Consider the following 22,846-nt stretch of genomic DNA (forward strand, 5'->3'; position numbering starts at 1 on the left):
GGTTCGCCACCGGACGCCGATCGGTTTGGAGCGGATGCCGGGAGTCGGCTGGGAGCGCCGCCGGGGCAGAGCCGGTAGCGTCCCGCGACCCTCAGCGCAGCGGCCGCCCCACGAGCTCCGCACTGCGCTCCCCCGACGCGCGGTCACGTCCGCGAGGGGCAGGAGATCGGCGACGGGCGTGCGAACGCCGTCCCCCACGGATTGACAGCCGAGGACGGGTCGGGCAGGCTCCACCCGTCGACGCCCGTCGACGCCAGGACCCGCTGCGGGTGCACCGTTCCCGCGGCTGCGGCCGCGCCCCTCCCCCGCCCCGGCAGGGCGCACCACCGGCCGGGTCCGACCCCTCACCCGCAGGAGCCCCCATGAGCACCAGGCCCACCGTCCTCTTCGTCTGCGTCCACAACGCCGGCCGCTCGCAGATGGCCGCCGGCTACCTGCAGGCCCTCGCGGGCGACCGCGTCGACGTCCTCTCCGCCGGCAGCGAGCCGAAGGACCAGATCAACCCGGTGGCGGTCCAGGCCATGGCCGAGGAGGGCATCGACATCGCCGGCAACCAGCCCAAGGTCCTCACCACCGACGCGGTCCGCGACAGCGACGTGGTGATCACGATGGGCTGCGGCGACGCCTGCCCGATCTTCCCCGGCAAGCGCTACGAGGACTGGGCCCTCACCGACCCCGCCGGTCGCGGCATCGACGACGTCCGCCCCATCCGCGACGACATCAAGGCCCGCGTCGAGGCACTGCTCGCCGAGATCACCCCTGCCACGGCCTGATCGACCGCCGGTCGGGGTCGTCCCGGAGGAGCACGACGCCGCGACCTCCGGGCGATGTCGGTGCGCGGCGGCTCCACGAGGCTGGGACCGCACGCAGGAGGAGCGCTCCTGACCCCGCGTCCACAGGGGACGCACCGACCCGAGGGACCCACCATGACGAAGATCCGCACCGCCGCAGCCCTGTCCGCCCTGACCGTGGCCGCCGGGGTCGTGACGATGACCACCGCGGGCGCCTCCGCCCCCACGGCCGAGGAGCAGCTCAGGCCCGTCGCCGCCCCGCTCGTCTCGCAGGAGGCCGCGGGGTACGAGGGCAGGTGGGGCGTGGTGGGCGGCTCGCTGCAGGAGTCCTTCGAGAAGGACGGCGTCGTCGTCTCCACCGGGAGCACCAGCCTGCGGACGGGCCTCGCCGACGACGAGGTCGTGTCCTTCGGGTACGTGGCCGGCTTCGGGGACCCGGTGACGGGCGAGGACCATGCCCAGCTCAGCGGGCAGGCCGGCAGCGACGTCACCTCCGTCCGCGTCGTCAGCGCCTCGGGCGTCACGACGACCGCCGATCTCGCCGAGGGCGTCTGGGGCGCGGTCTGGGTCGCCGGGGACGACCCCGACGAGCACGGCGCGGCGACGATCGAGTTCGACACCGCCGCGGGGACCACGACCGTCTCCACGGACTCCGTCGACGTCATCGCCGCCGACCAGCGGGCAGCCGATCAGGGCTGACCGGAGGCCCGACCGCCCGACGCCGACGGCGCTCCGTCACGCACCGAAGGCGTGGGCGCCCGCGAGGAGCCGCTCGAAGGCCCTCTCCGCTGCGGGGTCGATCTCGCGGCGCGAGGCCTCGGCGTCGAACCACTCGACGATCTCGCGAGCGCCCGTGGCCCACGACGTGGTCGCTCGCCAGCCGGGCACGAACGCCTTGACCTTCGAGTTGTCGAACACGACCGAGTGCGCCTTGTCGCCCAGGAGGCCCGGCCCCCACTCGGGCGCGACGACGGCGACGCTCTCGCTCGCCACGTGCACCAGCTGCGGGTCGTCGACGCCGGCCGCGGCCGCGAGGGTCGTGACGATCTGGTCCCACGGCAGGGCCTCGTCCGACGTGATGTGGAAGACGTCGCCGACGGCGGCGGGGAGGCCCAGCAGCCCGACGAACGCGCGCGCGAAGTCGGCGTGGTGGGTCAGCGTCCACAGCGAGGTGCCGTCGCCGGGGACGACGACCTCCAGGCCGCGGCGCATCCGGTCGATCGCGGTCCAGCCGCCGGTGAGGGGGACGGAGGTGCGGTCGTAGGTGTGGGAGGGCCGCACGATGGTGACCGGGAACCCGTGGTCCCGGTGCGCACCGACGAGGAGGTCCTCGCAGGCGATCTTGTCGCGGGAGTACTGCCAGAAGGGGTTGCGGAGCGGTGACGACTCACGGATCGGCAGCGCCGCGACGGGCTTCTGGTAGGCCGACGCCGAGCTGATGAACACGTACTGGCCGGTCCGACCGGTGAACAGGTCGATGTCGGCCTGGACCTGGTCGGGCGTGAAGGCGACGAAGTCGACCACGACGTCGAAGTGCCGGTCGCCGAGGGCTCGGCGGATCGACGCGGGATCGGACACGTCCCCCGTCAGCACCTCGGCTCCGGCGGGCGCCGGCCGGGTCGAGGACGACCCGCGGTTGAGCAGGGTGAGGTCGTGGCCGAGCTCGAGGGCTCGCGCGGCGGCCGCCGAGCTGATGATGCCGGTACCGCCGAGGAACAGGACTGTCAACGCTGACATGGAGGGCTCTTCTTTCTTCGAGGAGGACCACCCCAGTCTGCTCGCATCCCCTCCGGGGCCGCCACGGATCGGGCCGCCGGTCGGCCGGTCGGGGCCGGCCGGCCCGTCGGGGCCGGCCGGGCCGCTCCTCAGTGGCCGGCGCCGAGGGTGCCGGCGAGGCGACCGTGCATGGCCTCGCTCGGGGCGTTCATGCCCTCGAGGCGGACGCGCTTGCCGTGACGCTCGTACTTGGTCGTGATCGCGTCGAGCGCGGCGACGGTGGAGGCGTCCCAGACGTGCGAGCGGGAGAGGTCGATGACGACGTCCTCCGGATCGTCCGCGTACTCGAACTGCGTGGTCAGCTCGTTGCTCGAGGCGAAGAAGAGGGCGCCCGTGACGTCGTAACGAGCCTCCTGACGGCCGTCGTCGCGCGTCCGCACGCTGCGCTCGACGCTGGCGAGGTGGGCCACCCTGCGGGCGAAGACGATCATCGCGGCCACGACGCCGAGCACGACGCCGATCGCGAGGTTGTGGGTGACCACGACCGCGACGACGGTGAGGACCATGACGATCGTCTCGCCGAGCGGCATCCGACGCAGGGTCGAGGGCTTGATGCTGTGCCAGTCGAAGGTGCCGACCGAGACCATGACCATGACGGCCACGAGGGCGGCCATGGGGATGATCGCGACGACGTCGCCGAGGCCCACGACGAGGACCAGCAGGAACACGCCGGCCATGAAGGTCGAGATGCGGGTGCGGGCACCCGAGGCCTTGACGTTGATCATCGTCTGGCCGATCATCGCGCAGCCGCCCATGCCGCCGAAGAGGCCGGACAGGACGTTCGCCCCGCCCTGACCGAGGGTCTCGCGGGTCTTGCGCGAGCCGGTGTCGGTGATGTCGTCGACGAGCTTCGCCGTCATGAGGGACTCGAGGATGCCGACGAGGGCCATGGCGACGGCGTAGGGGGCGATGATCGTGAACGTCTCGACCGTGAACGGCACGGACGGGAAGAACAGGCTCGGCAGGCTGTCGGGCAGCTCGCCCTGGTCGCCCACCGTCGGGACGGCGATGGCAGCGACGACCGTGGCAGCCGTGAGGAGGACGATCGCGATCAGGGGCGCCGGGACGACCGTGGTCAGGCGGGGCACGAAGACCATGATCGCGATGCCGATCGCGACCAGCGGGTAGACGATCCACGGCACGTCGACGAGGTTCGGCAGCTGCGCGGTGAAGATGAGGATCGCCAGGGCGTTGACGAAGCCGACCATGACGCTGCGGGGCACGAAGCGCATGAGCTTGGCGACGCCGACGAGGCCGAAGACCAGCTGGAAGACGCCGGCGAGGATCACGGTGGCGATGAAGTAGTCCATCCCGTGCTCGCGGGCGACGGGGGCGATGACGAGCGCGATGGCGCCGGTCGCGGCGGTGATCATCGCGGGCCGGCCGCCGAGGAACGCGATCGACACGGCCATGACGAACGACGAGAACAGCCCGACCCGTGGGTCGACGCCCGCGATGATCGAGAACGAGATCGCCTCGGGGATGAGGGCGAGGGCGACGACGAGGCCCGCGACGATCTCACGGCTCAGGAGGCGCGGGTCACGGAGGGCGTCGAGGACGGTCGGTCCGTGGTGCCCGATCGGGCGTGCGGACAGGGGTGGTGCTGAGGTCATGGTGAGCTCCTGGAGCGCTGACGGGAAAAGGGGTCGCGCCTCGGTGCGCGAGGAGCCGCGGGCGCGTCCGACAGGACGGTGCGGCGGGGCGGGCCTCGTCCAGGCCGCACCCACCAACCTACCCTAACGTGAGGGTAGGGATGCGAAGGGGCGAGGGCGGAGCCCGCCACGGTCCCCGAGGACGGACGGGCACCGGGGTGCTCCGCCGACGCTGCGGGTGCGACCGACGAGCCATGGCCGTGCACCGTGCCGATCCGGCATCGACCCCCTTAGGCTCTCGTCACGTGCCGGTGATGAAGCAGACGATGGTCCACGACGGCGTGACCATCGTCTCCACCGTCTTCGACGGCAGCGAGCCCGCGGTCGTCGTCCTCCACGGGCTCGCAGGGAGCAGTCGAGAGTTCGTCGCCACCGCCGAGGCCCTGGCGGGCCATCGAGTGGTCCTCATCGACCAGCGAGGTCACGGGCACAGCACGACCAGGCCGGCGGACACGTCGCGCGCGGCGTCCGTGGCCGACGTCGTGGAGGTCATCAGCAGCGAGACCTCCTCGCCGGTGGTCCTCGTCGGTCAGTCGATGGGTGCGCACACCGCGATGCTCGTCGCCGCCGCACGTCCTGACCTGATCCGGCAGCTCGTCCTGCTCGAGGGCGACCAGGGCAGCGGGACGGCCGAGGAGCACGAGGCCCTCGGCGACTTCTTCCGCTCCTGGGCCGTCCCCTTCCGCGACCGGGCAGCAGCTGCGGCGGCCCTGGGAGACGGACCCCTCGGCCGCGCCTGGGTCGAGGACCTCGAAGAACGTGCCGACGGCCTCCACCCGCGCTTCGACGCCGACGTCCTGCAGGCCACGATCGAGGCCGTCGGTGAGCAGCGCTGGGCCGAGTGGGAGAGCATCGACGTGCCGACCCTGGTGCTGTACGCGGACGGCGGCATGTTCTCGGAGGAGCAGAAGGTCGAGTTCGTGCGCCGTGGCCGGAACGTCCGGCGCATCGACCTCGAGGGCGCCTCCCACGACGCGCACCTCGACGCCTTCGACCAGTGGATCACCGCGCTCCGGGACGTCATGGCGCAGTCGGCAGCCGGATCCTGGGCCGAGGGCGCGCCGGGACGCGCTCGAGCGGGTCGAGGGCGGCGCTCCGGCTCGCCCTGCTCGTCCCCGTCGCGGTGATCGTCGACGAGGCCAGCGCCACGGCCCACGCAGAGCTGCCGCCGATGACAGGACTCGTGCGCGCACCCGAGTCGTAGCCGCACGCTCTGCGATCGTCCACCGAGCGCCGCGCCCACCTGCTCGTCATCTCGTCCGTGACGGCACGGGAGAGGGGCACCGACCCGACAGGCACCCGACACCGCCGCGACAGAGCACCTCGGTGCGACCTGTCCGGCAGCCAGCGTGCTCGGACGGCAGGGGCTCCCCGACCGGTCGCCTCGAGTGGAGGGCATGCCGACCGGGCTCCTCCGCGGCTCCCCACTCGCGGAGGAAGTCCTCCTGAGAGAACCGGTCCAGGTCCGCGCGAAGGAGCTGGAGGGCGTCCTCGGCCTCCCCTCCGTCTTTCCCGACCAGGCGGAGCACGTCCCGAGAACCGTCGATCTCCCTGACGACGACATCAGTGCCCCGCCATGTCCCGCCGGCGCCGAAGAACAGAGCACCCGCGACGGACGGCAACCATCGCAACAGCACGAGAGCCCCGGGCCGACGGGTGGGAACGGCCTCGGCTCGCCAGCACGCAGAAGCGGGTCGGTGGGTCATGCAGGCCATCGTGCCCGAGACCCATCGTCGACCCCGTGCTGAACGGTGCACGACCCGGACCGCTGCCAGGCATCTCCACACGAGGTGGACGAGCACCGTGCGCACCCTGGAGCAGGCGCATCGGAGTGATGGTCTCGAACGGGGAGCAAGAGTGCCGCGGCTCGCCGTTCGGCGTCGGCGACGACGTGCGACGGGACCTGACCTGGAGCCCGGAGCCCGGAGCCCGGAGCCCGGAGCGGACCACGCCCCCTGTCGATGGCGTTCCGTCGTGCTGATGTGGGATCCCACGGAGGCGAGCGCCCACCTGATCATCGTCGCGGGCTCGATCGACGTCTCCCTGGGTGTCGCGCGGTACCGGTCCCACAGGCGGGACGCCTCGTGAAGCGGCCTCGAGCACCGGGTCGCTGCCGATCGTCCACCGGGACGCGTCGTCATCCGAGGTCGAGGCAGAACGCCATGACCGCCTGTTGCACGGGGAGGAGCGGGGCCTTGAACGCGTGACCGACGAAGGCCGGGTGCGACACGGCATCGACGCTCACCTCCCGGCCACGCACGAACGGTGGGCACGGGGCGAGGCGGACCCCTGCCGGCGCGAGGGCGAGAAGGGCCGCCGTGACCTGATAGGGCTCGAGGAGCTCCGCGTGAGGGCCGGGACCATCGGTGAGGACGACGTCCGCTGATCTGATCGCCGCATCCAGGTCGTCCGTCCAGGGAGCACCCGGGGTCGCGAGCTCAGCCGGGCAGCACTGGAGCAGATCCAGCTGCAGCACCCTTGCCGCCTCCTGCCACGCCCTGGCGATGTTGCCGTCGGCCCCGACGAAGAGGAAGCGGAGCCCTGAGATGTCGCCCCTGTCGCGCAGGGAGTACAGGTCGGAGAGCACCTCGCACGGGTGGTTGACGTCGGTCATCGCGTTCACGACGGGCAGCGCACGAGCCGCCGCCAAGCCCTCGATGACGGAAAGGTCGCGGTGCCGAGCCACGATGATGTCGACCCAGGCGTCCAGGTACTGGGCGACATCGGCCAGAGCCTCCGGCTTGTCGAGCGTGGTGTCGGGGAGGACGATCGGTTGGAGCCCCATGAGCGAGGCCCCGCGCTCGAACGTGGCTCTCGTCCGCAGACTGCTCGGTGGGAAGAACATGACCGCCGCCCCCTCCACGGACGGCCCCCGGCCCTGGCTGTACGCATCCGCCAGGGCGAACACCTCGAGGACATCTGCCGCGGACCACTCGTCGAGCCTGGTGAGAGAGCGCATGCACCCACCGTAGGGACCGCTGCGCCGTCGAGCTCGTCCAGCCGCACGCTCTCCGGGACCGAGGACGTCGGTCCCGCATCGCCGGGCACGGGGACGAGGACGGGACGCACCAGCGCGACGAGGTCCCCGGCGGTCATCCCTCGGGGCTTCGCACGGGCTACCCAGCGCGCGCGCCCGCTCTGCGATCTCTCTCGGGCGCTCCATCCGGGGATGACGGATCGCGGTGACGGGCTAGCGCAGCAGGGCCGGCCAACGCTGCTGGAGGCGGCGCAACGTCCGCAGGGTCGACTCGTCGTCCAGGCCTGTGACGATCTGCCACTCGTACCCAGCGCCGACGATGTCGGAGACGAACACGATCTCGGTCGCGAGGAGGACGCGGCGCCAGTCCGCTGGTGCCAGCGGAGCCTCGTGCAGCAACAGCGCCGACAGGGTGCCAGCTGTCGCGAAGAAGTCGGCTGCACTCGCGAAGCCCATGGCGACGGCCAGGTCGTCGGTCAGGGCAGCAGGGCCGCCCCACTGCCCCAGCCCTTGCCGGAGCAGGTGATCGAGCGTTCCCTCCAGCATCCTGTTCCCATGACCACTCCATCGGACGCTGACAGCACCGTTGTGCTCTGGCGGCCCACCGGCCCGCAGGAACTCGAGCTCGTCGAGGCGAGTGGCTGGTCACGGTGGCCCCCGAGACTGCCAGATCAGCCGATCTTCTACCCGGTGCTCGACGAGGACTACGCCGCGCGCATCGCCCGAGACTGGAACGTGCAGGCCTCGGGCGTGGGCCACGTGACTCGGTTCTCGGTGCGTCGAAGCTTCCTCGAGGGCTTCGACGTCCAGCAGGTCGGTGGGCGGACCATCCTGGAGTACTGGATCCCGGCGGAACGCCTCGATGAACTCAACGCGAACCTCGTGGGCCCCATCACGCTCGTCAGCACGTTCCGTCGCGACGCCGACGACGGCGAGATCGAAGAGTCCCGCGAGGCGTGACCCGCCCAGGGGTGCGCCGTGTGGCAGCGGCCGAGGAGCGATCCTCCATCGAGCACGCCAGCCCGTCGCCCTGGGTTCGGGCAGGCGCTGGTGCCAAGATCACGTCGTGCGCTCTGCCGCTGCCCGAGAACGCCGACGCCTGGCCATCCGTCTCATCGTCGTCGGCCTGGTGATGCTCGTCGGTCCGTTCCTGGCAGCCGTGATCGCGCCGGGTGTGGTGTGGGTGGCATGGCTCGCCCGTTCCCTTCCCGGCGTTCTCGTCGCCTCCGGGATCATCATCTGGTACCGAGCGGACACGGTGTTCGATCGAGGCTTCGACCCGGACGAGGCGGACGACGGCGACCACTAGTCGATCCGCTACTGCGACACCGACGTGCCACGACACGGTCGATGCCCACGACGACTCTCGGCCCTGATGCAGACACGGCCCTGCAGGACTCATCGAGCAGGCGGCACCGGCGATGCGGTTCTCACCGAGTCGAGGTCATCGATGAGGCCTTGATCCAGGGGCACTTCGGGCAGCGTCTCCGCTGCGGGTGTCGCGACTCCGATGACGGTGTGGCTGGCAGCTGGCCGTCGATGACGTGCATCGTGCCGGTCGGGCTCCGAGAGCAGTGGATGGCGCTACCTGTGCTCCCGTCTCCGGTGGGGACCCGCACGACGCCACTGTCGGAGAGGCACGTGATGTCGGCGATGACCGCGTCGGCGGTCGAAGGCGCTCGGCCGACGTCGACCACAGCAGGACCGGTGCGCGTGGCGGTCGTCGTGCCGCCCAGGGGGGCCATCCCCTCTCGGGACCCGCTTTTCGGCCTCGACCGCGCCGTCGGAGTTCGCTAGCTTCGAACATCACTGCTCCTGGAGGCGTCGTGCTCTCGATCGTCATCGTCCCCGATCCTCGGGACTGCCAGGACGAGTCCTGCCCAGGAGCGCCAGGACGCTGAGGCCAGCGAGCGTCGGCAGGCCCGTGCAGCTCGAGGGCAGGGAGGCGACGCGACCGCGAACCCCGCTTCGACAGCGGGGTCCCCGAACGACGAGGCGGTCCGCTAGCCGCCCGGCTGTCGCGACACCGTCGCGAGGTCGCGAGCCCAAGCCACCTCACGCTCGAGCTGACCGCTCTCGACGAAGAGCCGCACCTGCTCAGCCTCAGGGAGGACCGCCGCGAGCTCGTAGCGGTCAGCAGCGACGAAGCCGAGCTTCTGCCAGAAGGGACCAGACCGACGAGAGAAGAGCCATGCACGGGTCGCACCCGCGGACGCGGCCTCAGCGAGAGCGAAGCGGGCCAGCCGAGTCCCCTGACCGCCTGCTCGCCTTCGACCGGGCACGGCGACACTCCGGATCAGTGCTTCCTCGCCGTTCCGGCTGAGCTCGAAGCCCGTGCTGCCGACGATCGCACCGTCGTCATCGCGGTCGATCCACAGTCGAACTCCCTCAGCGTCGAGGCCGGCGAGCGTCAGATCCGCCTCGACCAGGAAGGCCCGCACGTCATCGACGTCTGACGGGGTGAGCGGCGAGAGCACCATGACTCATGGTCTCGCACCTGAGGCGGCCGTTGCAGGGTCCTCACACGGGACCCTGTGATCAGGGTGGAGCGTCGTCGCGCCTCGAGAACTCCGTTGGTCGCGCTCACGGAGCCGGAGCCGGGGCCGGTGCAGGTGCGGGCCGGGCCTCGAGGACCCGACCCGCACCTCGTGCTCGGCCCGCTGGTCGCCCTTGACGTTGACGATCTGACGGAGCGTGTGCCGGATCGTCACGAGCTCGGCCGCATCGGCCATGACCTGGTCGATCGGCTTGTACGCCGCGGGGATCTCATCGAGGAACGCGTCGGTGTCGCGGTACTCGATCCCCTCCATCGCGGTGCGGAGCTCGTCGTGGGTGAACTTCTTGCGGGCCGCGCTCCGGGAGCATGCCCTTCCTGCACCGTGCGGTGACGACTCGAGACCGACGGGGTTCCCCTTCCCCTCGACGACGTAGGAAGCGGTGCCCATGCTCCCCGGGATCAGACCGGCCTGCCCCGCGCGGGCGGAGATGGCGCCCTTCCGGCTCAGCCAGACGTCCTTGCCGAAGTGCCGCTCGCGCTGGGTGAAGTTGTGGTGGCAGTTGATCCGCTCCTGCTCCTCCACGGGAGAGCCGACCCACTCCGCGAACTGGCGCACGACCCGGTCCATCATCTCCTCGCGGTTGAGCAGGGCGAACCGCTGCGCCCAGCCGAGCTCTGCGATGTACCGATCGAACTCGGCCGTGCCCTCGACGAGGTACGCCAGGTCCGGATCGGGCAGCGTGATCCACCACCGCTTCATGGCCGCCTGGGCGACCTCGATGTGCGCCTGCGCGATCTTGTTGCCCACGCCTCGGCTGCCGGAGTGCAGGAACAGCCACACGGCGTCCGCCTCGTCGAGGCTGACCTCGATGCCGTCCATCCGGCGTGGGGGATCGCGCGGTGGACCGTCTGACGGGCGACGCCGAAGAGCTCCGCGATCTCGCTGGTCGTGTCGGCGCGCCCGTCGGCTCGGACGTCGCCGTGCGGCTGTGGGCGAAGGCGACCGTCAGCTCCGGACGAGAGCCGGAGCGAAGGTCGCGGCCACCACGGTGACGTCGTCGGGTCGTTCCTCGTCGCCGACGAGTTCGGCGACCTTCCGCACGATCTCAGCGGCGTCGCCGGTCGAGGCGAGCAGGAGTCCGAACTGCTCACGGGCGCGGAGCTCGTCCGGGAACAGGTCGAGCACCCCGTCGCTGATGCAGGCGAGCGTGTCGCCCGGCTGCAGCTGATCAGCGTGGGACATCCAGTGTTCCCCCAGACCGATGGGCAGATCGGACGACCGCAGCCGCTCGACGAGCCCCGTCGCGCGTCGGATGAACGCCAGCCCGTGTCCGCCGTCCGCCCACCGGACGGCCCCCGACGCGGAGACCCGCGCGTGGAAGCAGGTCGTGAACTGGACGTCGTTCTCGGCGTCACCGCCGGAGAGCCCCGTCGTCGCACGACGGAGCGCGACGGCGGGGTCGGCGTCGTCGGAGGAGCTCCGGATGACCGACCGGACGGCCGCGGCGATCATCCCCGCGCCGACCCCCTTGCCCATGACGTCTCCCACGGTCAGGGCGATGCCGTCGGGGGTGGGGTACCAGTCGTAGAAGTCACCGCCCACCGTCCGTGCCGGGATGCACGTGCCCTGGAGGGCGAACATCTCGGGCAGGCTGCTCGTCTTCGGAGGCAACAGCGACTGTTGGACGGTCGCGGCTCGGCCGATCTCCCGTTCGACGAGCTCTTGTTGCACACGCGAGACCTCGACCCTCCGGTGCGCCTGGCGTGAGAGCTCGTTGATGGCCAGACCGATGGTGGCGTAGATGCTGAGCGAGAACACGATGCGGATGAACTCGCTGGGCGCACGCCCCATCGGGTCGATCGCGAACGGCAGCAAGAAGGTCACGGCCGAACCCACGAGCAGCCAGACGATGCTGAGCCGGCCCTGCCACACGGCGATCCAGACGATCGGCAGCAAGATGATGGGCACGAAGACCGATCCGCTGTCACCTGTCCCGTAACGGAGCAACCCGACGGCCACGAAGTCCGCTGCGGGGATGACGATCTCCCACTTCAGCAGTCGAGGACGCCACGACGCAGCGGCGGCGAAGACGACGCCGCACGACGCGGCCAGGACCCCTGCCCACATCGAGGGGGCGTCGCTGACGGGCAACCACGGGATGAACGCGCTGACGACCGCCGCGAGCAGGACGAAGGCGAGGACGAAGCTCTGCTTGACCAGCGGGACGTGTCGACGACCCGCTGCCGACATGAACCGGCTCAGGAGCCCCTCGTCGCCCCAGACGCTGGGACGCAGCTCATCACTTCCCGATCCGCCGACGCTCATCGACCCAGGCTAGGACCGACGAACGTCTCGCAGGGAGGACGGGCCACCCCAGAACGTGGGGCCGCACGTCGTCGCCGGCACCGTCACGATGGTCGTGCAGGGAGGCCGCCGGGCCTGGGCAGTCCCGTCCTGCGGGGTGCGCACCCGTGTCTGCGCGCCCCTCCGAGAGAAGCTGGGATCCGGATGCTTTCCATCAGTGTCACCACACCCGAGCGGGGCCGCGTCGTCCTCGCCCCCGCGGGCAGGCTCACCCTGTCGAGCGCACCCCAGCTGCGCGACGAGGTGGCGGCACGTCTTGCCGCGGGCGACCGCCTGGTCGTCGTCGACCTGTCGGGCACGATCTTCGTCGACTCCTCGGGCCTCGGCGCGCTGGTGTCGTGCCTGAAGTCCGCGCGTCAGGCCGGAGGGGATCTGCGACTCGTCGCCCCGACCGAGCAGGTCTCGATGGTGCTGCGCCTGACGAACCTGGACGACATCCTCGAGCCCCGCGCCTCGGTCGCGGCCGCGCTCGATGGCTGAGCCCGCGGCCCCCGTCGTCATCGACGTGGCCGTCGAACCCGAGAGCATCGACCTCGTCCAGACCGCCTTCGAGGCGTGGTGGACGAGCTCGTGCGACGACTCCCTCGAGACCCGCTTCTCGTTCGAGACCGCCATCGTCGAGATCGCGGCCAACGTCATCGAGCACTCGCGCCGCCCCGACGCCGACCCCGGCAGGCGCTTCGCGCTCCAACTCTCGGCGACGTCCGACCGGCTGCGGGCGGTGTTCCACGACGACGGCCTGCCGAGCGACATCGACCTCAGCACCGTCTCGATGGCCGACCTCGAGGACGAGGACGGCCGAGGTCTCGCCCTGGCCCTGCTCAGCCTCGAGAGCCTGGACCACCGGCACGAGGACGGCCACAACGTGTGGACCCTCGTGTGCCGACGCTGAAGCAGTGACCTCGGCACGTCCCCCGTGTCCCGCCTGCCGCGACGACGGGTGCCCTGCAGGCTCGCCGCCAGCACCGGTGGGTGACGACCCCCCGGGGACCCCCAGACCAGCGGCCTACCGTGCATCGCATGACGACGACGCCAGCCCCGGACACCACCGTGCTCACTCAGCGCCCCATGTCCCTGCCGGAGGCCCGGGGACCGTTCACCGCGGCCCTGCTGACCGCGCTCCGTGAGGGGGCACCGGCCGGCCACCTCGCCGGCCTCGCCCACGACGCCGTCGCCGCGGCGGACGACCTCGTGCGCGACGAGGACGTCCAGCTCGGCCTGTTCGTGCTCTACGAGCTGCACCACGGCGGCATCGCCGGCGTCGACGACGAACGCGAGTGGGACGTCGACCTGCTGACCGCCCGCGCCGTGCTCGAGGAGGCCTTCGAGGTCGTCCTGCGCGAACGCGTCGCCCTGCCCGAGCGCCCGGAGCCCACCGCCGACGCGGTCGCCGCGGCGCTCTTCGCCCTCACCGCTGACGACGGCCCGCCCCGACTGGCCCGCTTCGTCGCGCGGCAGGCGACGCTCGAGCAGGTGCGCGAACTGCTCGTGCAGCGCAGCGTCTACACGCTGAAGGAGGCCGACCCGCACAGCTGGGGCATCCCGCGGCTGTCGGGCCGCGCCAAGGCCGCGCTCGTCGAGATCCAGTCCGACGAGTACGGCGGCGGTCGCCCGCAGCGCATGCACTCCGCGATCTTCGCCCGCACCGTCCGGGCCGCGGGCCTCGACGACTCCTACGGCGCCTACCTCGACGACGTCCCGGCCGTGACCCTCGCGTCGACCAACGCCATGGTGCTCTTCGGGCTGCACCGGCGCCTCCGGGGCGCCCTCGTGGGCCACCTGGCGGCGTTCGAGATGACCTCGTCGATCCCCAGCCGCTTCCACGCCGAGGGCTTCCGCCGCCTCGGCTTCGACGACGACGCCTGCTGGTACTTCGACGAGCACGTCGAGGCCGACGCGGTGCACGAGCAGATCGCCGGGCGCGACCTCGCCGGCGGCCTGGTCGAGGGCGACCCGACCCTGCTCGACGACGTCCTCTTCGGCGCCGCCGCGTGCCTCGCGGTCGACGGCTGGGCCGGTCAGCACCTGCTCGACTCGTGGACCGCCGGGCGGTCGTCCCTCCGGGACCGGTCGTGACCGCGGACGCGGCCGGGCACGCACCCGCCCCGGCACCGACCGGGGCCGCCGCTCCGACGCCGGCCGGCTTCGTGCCCACCGGCCCGCGCCTCCTGCCGGGCACCCCGCCGCGCCCGCGGCCGGAGCGGGCCGACCACGCCGAACAGGCCGACCACGCGGAGCGGCCCAGCATCACGGCCACGCCCGACGGACCGCTCCTCGTGCGCGGCGACGTCGACATCGTCACTCCCGACGGCACGCCGGTCCCCCGCGACCGCCGCACGGTCGCGCTGTGCCGGTGCGGCACGTCGACGATCGCGCCGTGGTGCGACGGCAGCCACAAGATCACGGGGTTCCGCACCGAGCGCTGACCGGGCGCCTCCTGCGCCGGGCGGGCCGCGCCTCCTGCGCCGGCCGGCCGCCGCCGCGACACGGGCGCAGGAGGCGCACCGACGCGCGCCACGTCGGCCCACCTGCGACAATGGCGGCACCATGACGATCGGTCGCCGCACGTTCCTCACCGGCCTCTCGGGCACCGCGGTGCTCGTGCTCGCGGCCTGCACGACCGACGCGCCGACGCCCGCGCCGAGCACGGCCCCCGCGGGGCCGACGGCGACGCCCACGCCGCTGCCGATGGCGGCTTCCGACCTGCCGCGCCCGGCCGACGCCCGACGCAGCTCGTGGGCCACCGACCCCTACTCGCTGGGCGCGACGACCCTGCTGGCCGCCGGTGCGGCCGAGGGCGCCCGGGCGATCTTGAGGGTGCCGCTCGACGGCACCGTGTTCCTCGCCGGCGAGGGCGTCGCCGGGCAGCACCCGGGCACCCTCGCCGGTGCCCGCGCCTCCGGCTTCGAGGTCGCCGAGGCCGTGCACGCGCTGGCGGAGCCCGGCGAGCGCATCGCCGTGATCGGGGCGGGCCTGGCCGGCGCGACGGCCGCCCGCACCCTCGCCGACCAGGGCCACGACGTCGTCGTCGTGGAGGCCCGCGACCGGGTCGGCGGGCGCATCTGGTCCGAGCTGCCCTCGGGGTGGGAGCTGCCCGTCGAGCTCGGCGGCGCCCTCCTCGCCGGCCCCGGCGCCCGGGCCCTCGAGGTCGTGCTCGGCGTCTCCGGCGTGGGCACCGTGCCGTTCCCCGCCTCCGTCGAGGCCCGCCCCGTCGAGGGCGAGCCCGTCGCCGACGACGATCCCGCCCGCGCGGCCTGGCGTCGCGCCGCCCTCGCCCCGGCGCGCACCGGGCTCGACGGCGACGGCGACGGCGAGGCGACCGACGCGAGCTCCGGCACCGACGTCGCGAGCCTCCTGCCCGCCGACCTGCAGCTCGTCACCGGCGCGCTGCAGCGCTTCGTCACCGAGCTGCTCGACGGGCTCGACGTGCTCCGCACCGCCAACGTCGTCACGCTGCAGCGCGGCGGGCGCGGGGTGGGCCTCCGCCTCGCGACCGGCGAGTCCCTGTCGGTCGACCGGGCGATCGTCACCGTGCCGGTCGCGGTGCTGCGGGAGGGCGACTTCGAGCTCGACCCGCCCCTGCCCGAGGAGCACCAGGAGGCGCTGGACCAGCTCGTCGTCGGCCAGCAGGAGGTCGTCTGGCTCCGCTTCGACGAGCCCTTCTGGAGCAGCACCGCGACCGTGTGGGCGGTCCTCGACGAGGACGCCGTGGTGCGCGTGTGGCTCAACCTGCTGCCCGTCACCGGCCAGCCCGTGCTCGTCGGGATGATCGGCGGGGCGGCCGCCGAGGGCTTCGCGGCGCTCGACGACGGCGACGCGGTCGAGGCCGCGCTGGCGGGCCTCCTGCCCTACCTCGACCTCGTGGCCGAGCCGGACCCGACCGGCGCCCCGTCGGCGTCGCCCGGCGACGGCACGGACGGCAGCTCGCCCACCCCCATGCCCTGACCCTCGGCGAACCGGGCGAGGCGCACGTCCGGGCGGAACCTGCTCAGCGCGACCAGGGCGCTCACGACGCCCAGGATCACCCCGAGCGCCAACGCGTTGTAGGCGAGGTACTCGGTCGGCCACGCCACCTGCGCCGGGTCGAGGAAGAAGTACGGGTACCAGCCCACCTCGGCGCCGCGCACGATCGTCGCGATGCCCCAGACGATCGGGTAGCCCGGCACGACCCCGAGCACCCACCAGCCCACGCGCGTGCGGCCCGGCGCGAGCACCCAGTCGACCAGCACGAAGGTGGGGATCCACCAGTGCAGGACCTGGCTCGACCAGGGCACCTCCATCGTGTAGGCGTGGCTCGCCGACTCGGCGACGATGACGCCGTAGACGATGCCCGACACGATGACGTACGTCGAGACCAGGGCGTGCACCCCCGCGAACCAGCGGGGCTCGGGCAGCCCGCGCAGCGCGGTGACGCCCGACACGGCGAGCACGACGACGTTGGCCGTGTTGCTCTGCTGCGTGAAGTAGGCGAAGTAGTTCGCCGACGAGAACGTGCTGAAGCCGAGCGTGTAGACGAAGTTCGCGACGAGGGCGACCAGCCCGGCGACCGCCACGAGCAGGCGCAGGAGGCCCACCGTCCGTCGCACGCGCCGCTCGCCTTCGGTCTCGCTCGGGCCCGGACCTCGTGGTCCGGCCGGGTCCCGCACGCGGTGCGGGGAAGGGCCGAGCCTATCGCGGACGGCTGGCGGCCGCGTCGGGGACGGTCGGCACCGCGAGGTCCGCTGCACACCGCGGACTCTCGCGGTGCCCAGCGGACTTCGCGGTGCGGGACGCGACGGAGGGGCCGGGCGTCGCCGCCCGGCCCCTCCGTCGTGCACCCGGCTCGCCCCGGGTCACCCCTCGGTCAGGAGGGGATGTAGTCGAACGTGTCGGGGTCGGGGCCCGTGCGCTCGCCCTTGTCGAGGGCCGTGATCGCGGACACGTCGGCGTCGGTGAGCTCGAAGTCGAAGAGGGCGAAGTTCTCCTCGACGCGCTCGCGCGTGACCGACTTCGGGAAGATCACGTCGCCGCGCTGGATGTGCCAGCGGAGCGTGACCTGGGCGGTCGACTTGCCGACGCGCTCGGCGATCTCGGTGAGGGTCGGGTCGTCGAGGACCTTGCCCTGGGCGATGGGCGACCAGGCCTCGGTGACGATGCCGGCCTTCTCGCCGAAGGAGCGGACCTCGTCGTTGACGAGGTAGGGGTGCACCTCGATCTGGTTGACGGCGGGCACGGTGCCGGTCTCGTCGAACAGGCGCTGCAGGTGGGCCTGCTGGAAGTTCGAGACGCCGATCGACCGGGCGCGGCCGCTGGCCGCGATCTCCTCGAGGGCCTTCCAGGTCTCGACGTAGTCGACGTCGGTGGTCGGCAGCGGCCAGTGGATGAGGAACAGGTCGACGTAGTCGCTGCCCAGCGCGTCGAGCGTGCCGTCGAACGCCTTGAGGGCGTCGTCGCGGCGGTGGAAGCCGTTGTTGAGCTTCGAGGTCACGAAGATCTCGGAGCGGTCGATGCCGGAGGCACGGACGGCCTCGCCGACGCCGGCCTCGTTGCCGTACATCTCGGCGGTGTCGATGTGGCGGTAGCCGACCTCGAGCGCGGCGAGGGTGGCGTCCTTCGTCTCGGCGGGGTCGATCTGGTACACGCCGAAGCCCAGCTGGGGGATCTCGACGCCGTTGTTCAGGGTGATGGTGGGAACGGTGCTCATGCGGACCATGCAAGCACCGCGGTGTCGGCCGACGTCCAGGCGGCTCCCGGGTGGCGTCCGGACGGCTCCCGGCGGCGCGGTCGGATCCTCGCCCGACGGATCCTTGTGCCGCAGGCTCAGACCGTGGTACTTTGATCTGTCGCTCGGAACAGATCCGTCTGATCGTTCCCGTCCGCCTCGGCCTCCCCACCCTCTCGGTGCAGCCCCGGACCCGACCATCGGCCTCCCGGCCGGTCCACGCCACGAGCGCGGTGAACCATCCCGCCCCGGCGTGTCACCAGAGACATCGCAAGGAAGCACCACGACATGAACGCCCACACCACACTCCAGCACGGCATCGCCCCGGTCACCGTGACCGGCACGGTCGCCACCGACCCCGTCACCACCATCGCCCGCCTGGTCGAGTTCGTCCTCGTCGACGACGCCGACCGCCAGTGGCTCGTCCGTGCCCGTCGCGGCGAGCTCGCGCTCGACGTCGCCGAGGGCGCGCGCGTCACGGTCGACGGCGCCGAGGGCTGGGTCGTCCCCGGCCGCAGCTGGCGCGGCGAGCCCTCGCGCACGATCCTGCAGGCGTCGACCGTCGTCGCCCGCGGCCTGGCCCTCGCGGCCTGACCCGGGCGTCGGCCCCGGCCGGCGCGCCCCGCGCCCGACCGCACCGCGCAGGAGGCCCCCGTCACGATCGTCGTGACGGGGGCCTCCTGCGCGTGGGGCGGGTCAGGCCACGGCCACGGGGAGGTGCTGGGCGTCCACCAGGATCGGGCGGTGGTCGGACGCACCGGCGGGCAGCGTGCGGACCCCGTCAATCTTCAGGTCGACGCTCGTCGCGAAGTCGAAGTGGCCCTTGACGTACTTGTAGCCCGAGTAGGTGGGGCTGTCGCTGCGCGTGAGCAGGAACCCCTCGCTCTCGACCTTCTTGCGCAGGCCGTGGTGGAACCACGGGTAGTTGAAGTCGCCGACCATGAGCATGGGCACGCCCGGGGCGATGGCGCGCATCAGCGCGTGCGCGGCCTTCACCTGGTTGCGACGCAGCGCGTTCGTCGCCGACAGCGGCGCGGCGTGGAACGAGCCGATGAGGACGTCCTCGCCGGTGCGGCGGTCGTGCAGGTGGGCGACGAGGAGGCGCTCGTGGGCGGGGCTCATGACGTAGTCGTGCAGGCTCTTCTTGAGCGCGTAGACGCTCGTGCCGACGAGGTCGTAGCGGGACGACCGGTAGTACGCGGCGAGGCCGAGGCGGTTGTTCCGCGTGGCCGCGGCCAGGGTCAGGTCGCCGAGCTGCTCGGGGATGTCGTTCGTGTCCGCCTCCTGCAGGCACAGCACGTCGATGTCGTAGTCGGTGGCGAGGGCGAGGATCTCGCCCTTCGCCTTGTGCTCGCGCAAGTTGTAGCTGACGACGCGCAGGCCGCCGTCGTCGCTCTGTCGTTCGTTCACGAGTCCCGAACCTAGTCCTTCCGTCTCCGGCGGCCGTACAGGCTGCACCGGGAGTTCGTCGCGGGTCCACGAAGAGTTCGGTCCACGACGGAGGCGGCCCGCCCCTCCCCTCGGGGAGCGGCGGACCGCCTCGTCGTGGTGCGCCTCGCGGCGCCGGGTCAGGCCTCCGTGGAGGGGCCGTCGTCCGTGGCGTCGACCGTCGCGGCCCGACGGCGACCCAGGACCGTCACCCCGACCCCGGCGAGCAGCAGCAGGAGCGCCGCGGCCGCGTAGGGCAGGAGGTCCTGGCCGGTGAAGGCGAGCGGGTCGCCGCTGCCCGCGGCACCGGTCCCGGGCTCACCCGGGGCGGGAGCCGCACCGGGGTCGCCGGGCGCCGGGGCGCCGGGGGCACCCGGGTCGCCGGGGACCGGCGCGGGGCCACCGGGCTCACCGGGCCCGGGCTCGGGCTCGGGCTCGGCCTCCGGCTCGGGGCCGGCGACCACGGTGACGAACGTGTCGACGCCGGTGTCGCCGAAGACGACGCGACCGAGGTACGTCTCGTCGTAGGCGAGGCCCGACCAGGCGGCCGTCATCTCGACGGTCTCGCCGGCTCCCGCCACGAGCGTGGCCGGGTCGACCGTGAAGGTGCCGGTCGGGGCGAGCTGGTCGACCCGCTGGACCGTCGCGTCGTCGGAGCCGGAGCCGGAGCCGGCCTCGGCGTCGGCCGCCGGGGGCACGAGGAACGACGTCAGCGTGAACGGCAGGTCGCCGTCGCCCGAGAAGAACTCGACGCGGAGCTCGTACTCGCCGGCCTCGAGCTCGACGTCGATCTGCTCGTCGGCGCTCGCCGTCGCGCTCTGGGCGACCACCTCGGGCGTGGCGCCCGGGACGACCTCGAGGAGGGTGAGGTCGAGGTCGGCCTCGTCCACGCCGGAGTCGAGCACGAACCGGCCGTGCGTGCCCTCCTCCGTCACGGTCACGGGGACCACGACGGGGTCGGCCTCGGCGGTGCCGGTGCCGGTCTCGACCTGCGCGGGGACGAGCCCGTCCGCACGCACGGCCTCGGTGAGGTCGGCGCCCGCGACGACGTCGAAGGGCACGCTGCCCTCGACGCCGGTGCCGGCGACCTCGTCGGGGGCGGTGAGCTCGAGCGGGCGCACGGCCAGCGGGGAGCGCACGACGTGCGTGCCGCCGTCGGTCCAGCTGAGGTAGCCGGTCGAGTAGACGTTCGGCTCGGCCGTGGTCCGCGTGAAGGTGACGTCGTACGACGCCTCCTGGCCGGCCTCGGTGAAGGTGAGCGTCGAGGGCGTCACGACCGTGTCGATGCCGGGCAGGTCGACGGCCTGCGCCGTGTAGGTGCCGGGGCCGGTCGCCGTGACGGTGCGCGTGACGGTCTCGGTGTTGAGCATCGAGCCGACCGCGATCGACGGCAGGTTCAGCTGCGAGTCCTGGCGGGTGCCGACGGTCTGGGCGTAGGCGATCCAGTCCTCCTCGTCGCTCAGGTAGAGCAGGCCCGGGTCCATCATCGAGCCGGGCTCGACGTGACCGGCGCCCTGCGCGAAGACGTCGCGGTTCGGGGTGCCGTCGGCGTTCGACAGGTCGTAGGCCGTCGTCATCATGGCGCTCTTGACCTCCATCGGCGAGGCCGTGGGGTCCTCACCGAAGTAGAGCGCGGCGAGTCCCGCGATGTGCGGGGACGACATCGAGGTGCCGGAGAGGAACTCGTAGGTCGGGTCCGCGCCGTCGGCGTTGGCACCGGCCGCGAGGATCGCGACGCCGGGCGCCGAGATGTCGGGCTTGATGAGGTTGCCGCCGTCGGCCGTGAGCGGGCCGCGCGACGAGAAGCCGGCGATCTGCGGGGTCACGGGCTCGGGGAGCTCGTCGGGGTTGCCGTCGAGGAGCGTCACCTGGTCGCCCGCCGTGGCGGCGGCGTGCAGGGCGGCGTAGTCCTGCGAGTCCACGTGCACGGTGGGGATCGGGTGCGCGTCGACGTCGACCGAGCTGGGCGTGCGGTTGACGAGCACGGTCCCGACGCCGCCGACGCGCTCGACCTCGGCGGACTTCGAGACGCGGTCGGTGACCCCGCGGTCGCAGAGCACGATCGCGTCGTCGCCGGCCGCGAGGGCGGCCAGCTTCGCCGGGTCGAGGGCACCGGGGGCGCAGTAGAGCACGTCGTCGGCGGTCCGGCCGTCGACGCCGATCTGGGCCGCGTCGACGAAGCGGCCGCTGAGGCCGTCCGGGTCCGTCGACAGCGAGGTCGAACCACCGAGGTAGCTGACGGCCTCGCCGTCGGCACCCGTCACGCGCACGGTCGCGTCGTAGCTGGGGATCGTGCTCGCGGCGACCGTGGTGATCCACGGTGCCGCGTTGTCGACCGTGGAGGCCTTCGGGCCCGAGTTGCCGGCCGACGCGGCGACGAACACGCCGGTGCGGGCGGCCTCGAAGAAGGCCGCGTCCGTGAGCGAGATCGTCGAGTCGGCTCCGCCGCCGCCGATCGAGTAGTTGATGACGTCGACGCCGTCCTCCACCGCCGCCTCGATGGCGCTGAGGAGGTCCTGCGTGGCGCAGCCGTCGGCGATGCCGCGGGTCGCGTCGCCCGTCCAGCAGACCTTGTAGGCCGCGATCTTGGCGTCGGGGGCGACGCCCGAGATGGTGCCGAAGTCGCGGTCGCCGATGGTCACGGGCACGTCGGCGTTGCCGACCGCCGTGCTGCCGGTGTGCGACCCGTGGCTGTCGCCGTCACGGGGCGACACGAACTCGCCCTGCTCGGCGCTCGCGAGGCGACCCTCGCCGAAGCCGTCGACGAAGAAGCGGGCACCGACGATCTTCGTGCTGCAGTCGGCGGCGGTGAACTGCTCGCCGCGCTGGCAGGCACCGCGGAAGGTCTCGCCGTCGGCCTTGTCGAAGGTGATGGTGCTGCCCGCGAGGTAGGGGTCGCCGGTCGTGGCGTCCGTGCCCAGGGGTGCACCGGCGAAGGAGGGGTTCTCGGGCGCGATGCCGGTGTCGATGATGCCGACGACCACGCCCTCGCCCGTGCCGAAGCGCTCCCAGTAGCCGCCCTGACCGCTCAGGCCGAGGAAGTCGGTCGACGGCTCGGCGGCCTGCGTCTCGAGGATCTCGTTGGCGACGACGGCCTCGACGGCCGGGTCCGCGGCGAGCTTCTGCGCCTGCGCGGCCGAGAGGTCGGCGGCGAACCCGTTCGTGGCGAGCGAGTACTGGGCCCGGATGGAGGCACCGACGCTGTCGGCGACCTGCTCCTGTTCGGAGGCGAGGTGGTCGCGGTACTCCTGCACCGGGGCGGCGGCCGGGTCGAAGGACTCGCCCTCGGCGACGGCCGTGGGGGCGAGGCCGGCGACGCCGCCCTCGTAGGAGGCGACCGCGGGGTCGCGCAGGGTCACGACGTACGTGCCGTCGTCGAAGCTGGTGTCGCCCACCACCGTCGGGCCCTCCGCCGCGACCGCGCCGGTGGTGGGCAGCACGGCGACGCCGGCTCCCACGAGGCAGGTCACGAGCAGGGTGGCGGAGATGCGTGGCCGTCGTCGGCCGAGAGTTCTCGTCACGGTTCCCTTTCGCACGCCGCGGCACTCGCCACGGTCATGAGGCAAGAGTTTGCTGTGAATTCACCTCCAGCTCCAGGGAAAGCGGTGGCCGACCTCTGCCGATGGCAGAACTCGGCCAGGTCGTTCACGCGTTCGCAA

The 22,846-nt window shown here is 72.5% G+C and carries 21 protein-coding genes and 1 pseudogene; 11 read left to right on the plus strand and 11 right to left on the minus strand.

Going from position 1 to position 22,846, the window contains the following annotated elements; translation table 11 throughout:
* The first annotated feature begins 362 nt into the window (after positions 1-362).
* Entirely contained in the window at positions 363-773 is a 411-nt protein-coding gene (locus ACYVHQ_RS11605) for an arsenate reductase ArsC (RefSeq protein ID WP_460513197.1), read from the plus strand.
* Positions 774-926: 153 nt separating this feature from the next.
* Positions 927-1,490, plus strand: coding sequence for a hypothetical protein (locus ACYVHQ_RS11610; RefSeq protein ID WP_460513199.1), 564 nt, complete (start codon positions 927-929; stop codon positions 1,488-1,490).
* A 36-nt stretch (positions 1,491-1,526) separates the two neighbouring features.
* On the opposite strand, the gene ACYVHQ_RS11615 is transcribed toward ACYVHQ_RS11610, so the two are convergent.
* Both ACYVHQ_RS11615 and ACYVHQ_RS11620 read right to left on the minus strand, forming a co-directional pair.
* On the minus strand, positions 1,527-2,528 hold the full coding sequence (locus tag ACYVHQ_RS11615) for an NAD-dependent epimerase/dehydratase family protein (protein WP_460513201.1): 1,002 nt from the start codon (positions 2,526-2,528) through the stop codon (positions 1,527-1,529).
* A gap of 128 nt (positions 2,529-2,656) precedes the next feature.
* Positions 2,657-4,180: a SulP family inorganic anion transporter gene (locus ACYVHQ_RS11620; protein ID WP_460513203.1), complete on the minus strand. Its 1,524-nt coding sequence runs from the start codon at positions 4,178-4,180 to the stop codon at positions 2,657-2,659.
* Positions 4,181-4,473: 293 nt separating this feature from the next.
* On the opposite strand from ACYVHQ_RS11620, the gene ACYVHQ_RS11625 reads away from it, so the two are divergent.
* Entirely contained in the window at positions 4,474-5,346 is an 873-nt protein-coding gene (locus ACYVHQ_RS11625; RefSeq protein WP_460513205.1) for an alpha/beta fold hydrolase, read from the plus strand.
* Positions 5,347-6,356: 1,010 nt separating this feature from the next.
* Here ACYVHQ_RS11625 and ACYVHQ_RS11630 read toward each other — a convergent pair.
* Both ACYVHQ_RS11630 and ACYVHQ_RS11635 read right to left on the minus strand, forming a co-directional pair.
* Positions 6,357-7,178, minus strand: coding sequence for an ornithine carbamoyltransferase (locus ACYVHQ_RS11630; protein ID WP_460513207.1), 822 nt, complete (start codon positions 7,176-7,178; stop codon positions 6,357-6,359).
* A 231-nt stretch (positions 7,179-7,409) separates the two neighbouring features.
* Positions 7,410-7,742 carry a hypothetical protein gene (locus ACYVHQ_RS11635; protein ID WP_460513209.1) on the minus strand — a complete coding sequence of 111 codons (333 nt, stop codon included), beginning with the start codon at positions 7,740-7,742 and terminating at the stop codon, positions 7,410-7,412.
* A gap of 9 nt (positions 7,743-7,751) precedes the next feature.
* Here ACYVHQ_RS11635 and ACYVHQ_RS11640 point away from each other — a divergent pair, with 9 nt between their 5' ends.
* A complete protein-coding gene (locus tag ACYVHQ_RS11640) occupies positions 7,752-8,156 on the plus strand; it encodes an ADP-ribosylation/crystallin J1 (protein WP_460513210.1) in 405 nt (134 codons plus the stop codon).
* Positions 8,157-8,262: 106 nt separating this feature from the next.
* Positions 8,263-8,505, plus strand: coding sequence for a hypothetical protein (locus ACYVHQ_RS11645; RefSeq protein ID WP_460513212.1), 243 nt, complete (start codon positions 8,263-8,265; stop codon positions 8,503-8,505).
* Between the two features lie 694 nt (positions 8,506-9,199).
* Here the strand turns inward: ACYVHQ_RS11645 and ACYVHQ_RS11650 are convergent.
* The 3 genes and pseudogenes from ACYVHQ_RS11650 to ACYVHQ_RS11660 all read right to left on the minus strand — a co-directional run bounded on the left by ACYVHQ_RS11650 (position 9,200) and on the right by ACYVHQ_RS11660 (position 12,019).
* Positions 9,200-9,676 (minus strand): GNAT family N-acetyltransferase, encoded by a 477-nt coding sequence (locus ACYVHQ_RS11650; protein WP_460513214.1) that lies wholly within the window; start codon positions 9,674-9,676, stop codon positions 9,200-9,202.
* 183 nt (positions 9,677-9,859) lie between these two features.
* A pseudogene (locus tag ACYVHQ_RS11655) lies at positions 9,860-10,564 on the minus strand (RtcB family protein); the annotation flags it as partial.
* A gap of 135 nt (positions 10,565-10,699) precedes the next feature.
* Complete coding sequence (locus ACYVHQ_RS11660) at positions 10,700-12,019, minus strand: PP2C family protein-serine/threonine phosphatase (RefSeq protein ID WP_460513216.1); 1,320 nt, start codon at positions 12,017-12,019, stop codon at positions 10,700-10,702.
* Positions 12,020-12,202: 183 nt separating this feature from the next.
* On the opposite strand from ACYVHQ_RS11660, the gene ACYVHQ_RS11665 reads away from it, so the two are divergent.
* The 5 genes from ACYVHQ_RS11665 (at position 12,203) to ACYVHQ_RS11685 (ending at position 16,003) form a co-directional block, all read left to right on the plus strand.
* Positions 12,203-12,538: an STAS domain-containing protein gene (locus ACYVHQ_RS11665; RefSeq protein WP_460513217.1), complete on the plus strand. Its 336-nt coding sequence runs from the start codon at positions 12,203-12,205 to the stop codon at positions 12,536-12,538.
* A complete protein-coding gene (locus ACYVHQ_RS11670) occupies positions 12,531-12,950 on the plus strand; it encodes an ATP-binding protein (protein WP_460513219.1) in 420 nt (139 codons plus the stop codon). Before ACYVHQ_RS11665 ends, ACYVHQ_RS11670 begins: the two co-directional genes overlap by 8 nt.
* 128 nt (positions 12,951-13,078) lie before the next feature.
* Positions 13,079-14,134: an iron-containing redox enzyme family protein gene (locus ACYVHQ_RS11675; RefSeq protein ID WP_460513221.1), complete on the plus strand. Its 1,056-nt coding sequence runs from the start codon at positions 13,079-13,081 to the stop codon at positions 14,132-14,134.
* Positions 14,131-14,484: a CDGSH iron-sulfur domain-containing protein gene (locus ACYVHQ_RS11680; RefSeq protein WP_460513223.1), complete on the plus strand. Its 354-nt coding sequence runs from the start codon at positions 14,131-14,133 to the stop codon at positions 14,482-14,484. Before ACYVHQ_RS11675 ends, ACYVHQ_RS11680 begins: the two co-directional genes overlap by 4 nt.
* A gap of 121 nt (positions 14,485-14,605) precedes the next feature.
* Positions 14,606-16,003, plus strand: coding sequence for a flavin monoamine oxidase family protein (locus ACYVHQ_RS11685; protein WP_460513224.1), 1,398 nt, complete (start codon positions 14,606-14,608; stop codon positions 16,001-16,003).
* Here the strand turns inward: ACYVHQ_RS11685 and ACYVHQ_RS11690 are convergent.
* Together ACYVHQ_RS11690 and ACYVHQ_RS11695 are read right to left on the minus strand one after the other, a co-directional pair.
* Positions 15,907-16,644: a Pr6Pr family membrane protein gene (locus tag ACYVHQ_RS11690; RefSeq protein WP_460513226.1), complete on the minus strand. Its 738-nt coding sequence runs from the start codon at positions 16,642-16,644 to the stop codon at positions 15,907-15,909. The genes ACYVHQ_RS11685 and ACYVHQ_RS11690 overlap by 97 nt on opposite strands.
* A gap of 257 nt (positions 16,645-16,901) precedes the next feature.
* Positions 16,902-17,741, minus strand: coding sequence for an aldo/keto reductase (locus tag ACYVHQ_RS11695; protein ID WP_460513229.1), 840 nt, complete (start codon positions 17,739-17,741; stop codon positions 16,902-16,904).
* Between the two features lie 306 nt (positions 17,742-18,047).
* Here ACYVHQ_RS11695 and ACYVHQ_RS11700 point away from each other — a divergent pair, with 306 nt between their 5' ends.
* Complete coding sequence (locus ACYVHQ_RS11700; RefSeq protein ID WP_460513231.1) at positions 18,048-18,353, plus strand: hypothetical protein; 306 nt, start codon at positions 18,048-18,050, stop codon at positions 18,351-18,353.
* Between the two features lie 102 nt (positions 18,354-18,455).
* On the opposite strand, the gene ACYVHQ_RS11705 is transcribed toward ACYVHQ_RS11700, so the two are convergent.
* Positions 18,456-19,169 carry an endonuclease/exonuclease/phosphatase family protein gene (locus ACYVHQ_RS11705; RefSeq protein WP_460513233.1) on the minus strand — a complete coding sequence of 238 codons (714 nt, stop codon included), beginning with the start codon at positions 19,167-19,169 and terminating at the stop codon, positions 18,456-18,458.
* 158 nt (positions 19,170-19,327) lie between these two features.
* Complete coding sequence (locus tag ACYVHQ_RS11710) at positions 19,328-22,708, minus strand: S8 family serine peptidase (protein ID WP_460513236.1); 3,381 nt, start codon at positions 22,706-22,708, stop codon at positions 19,328-19,330.
* Positions 22,709-22,846: the final 138 nt, after the last annotated feature.

The organism is Frigoribacterium salinisoli (assembly GCF_054781095.1).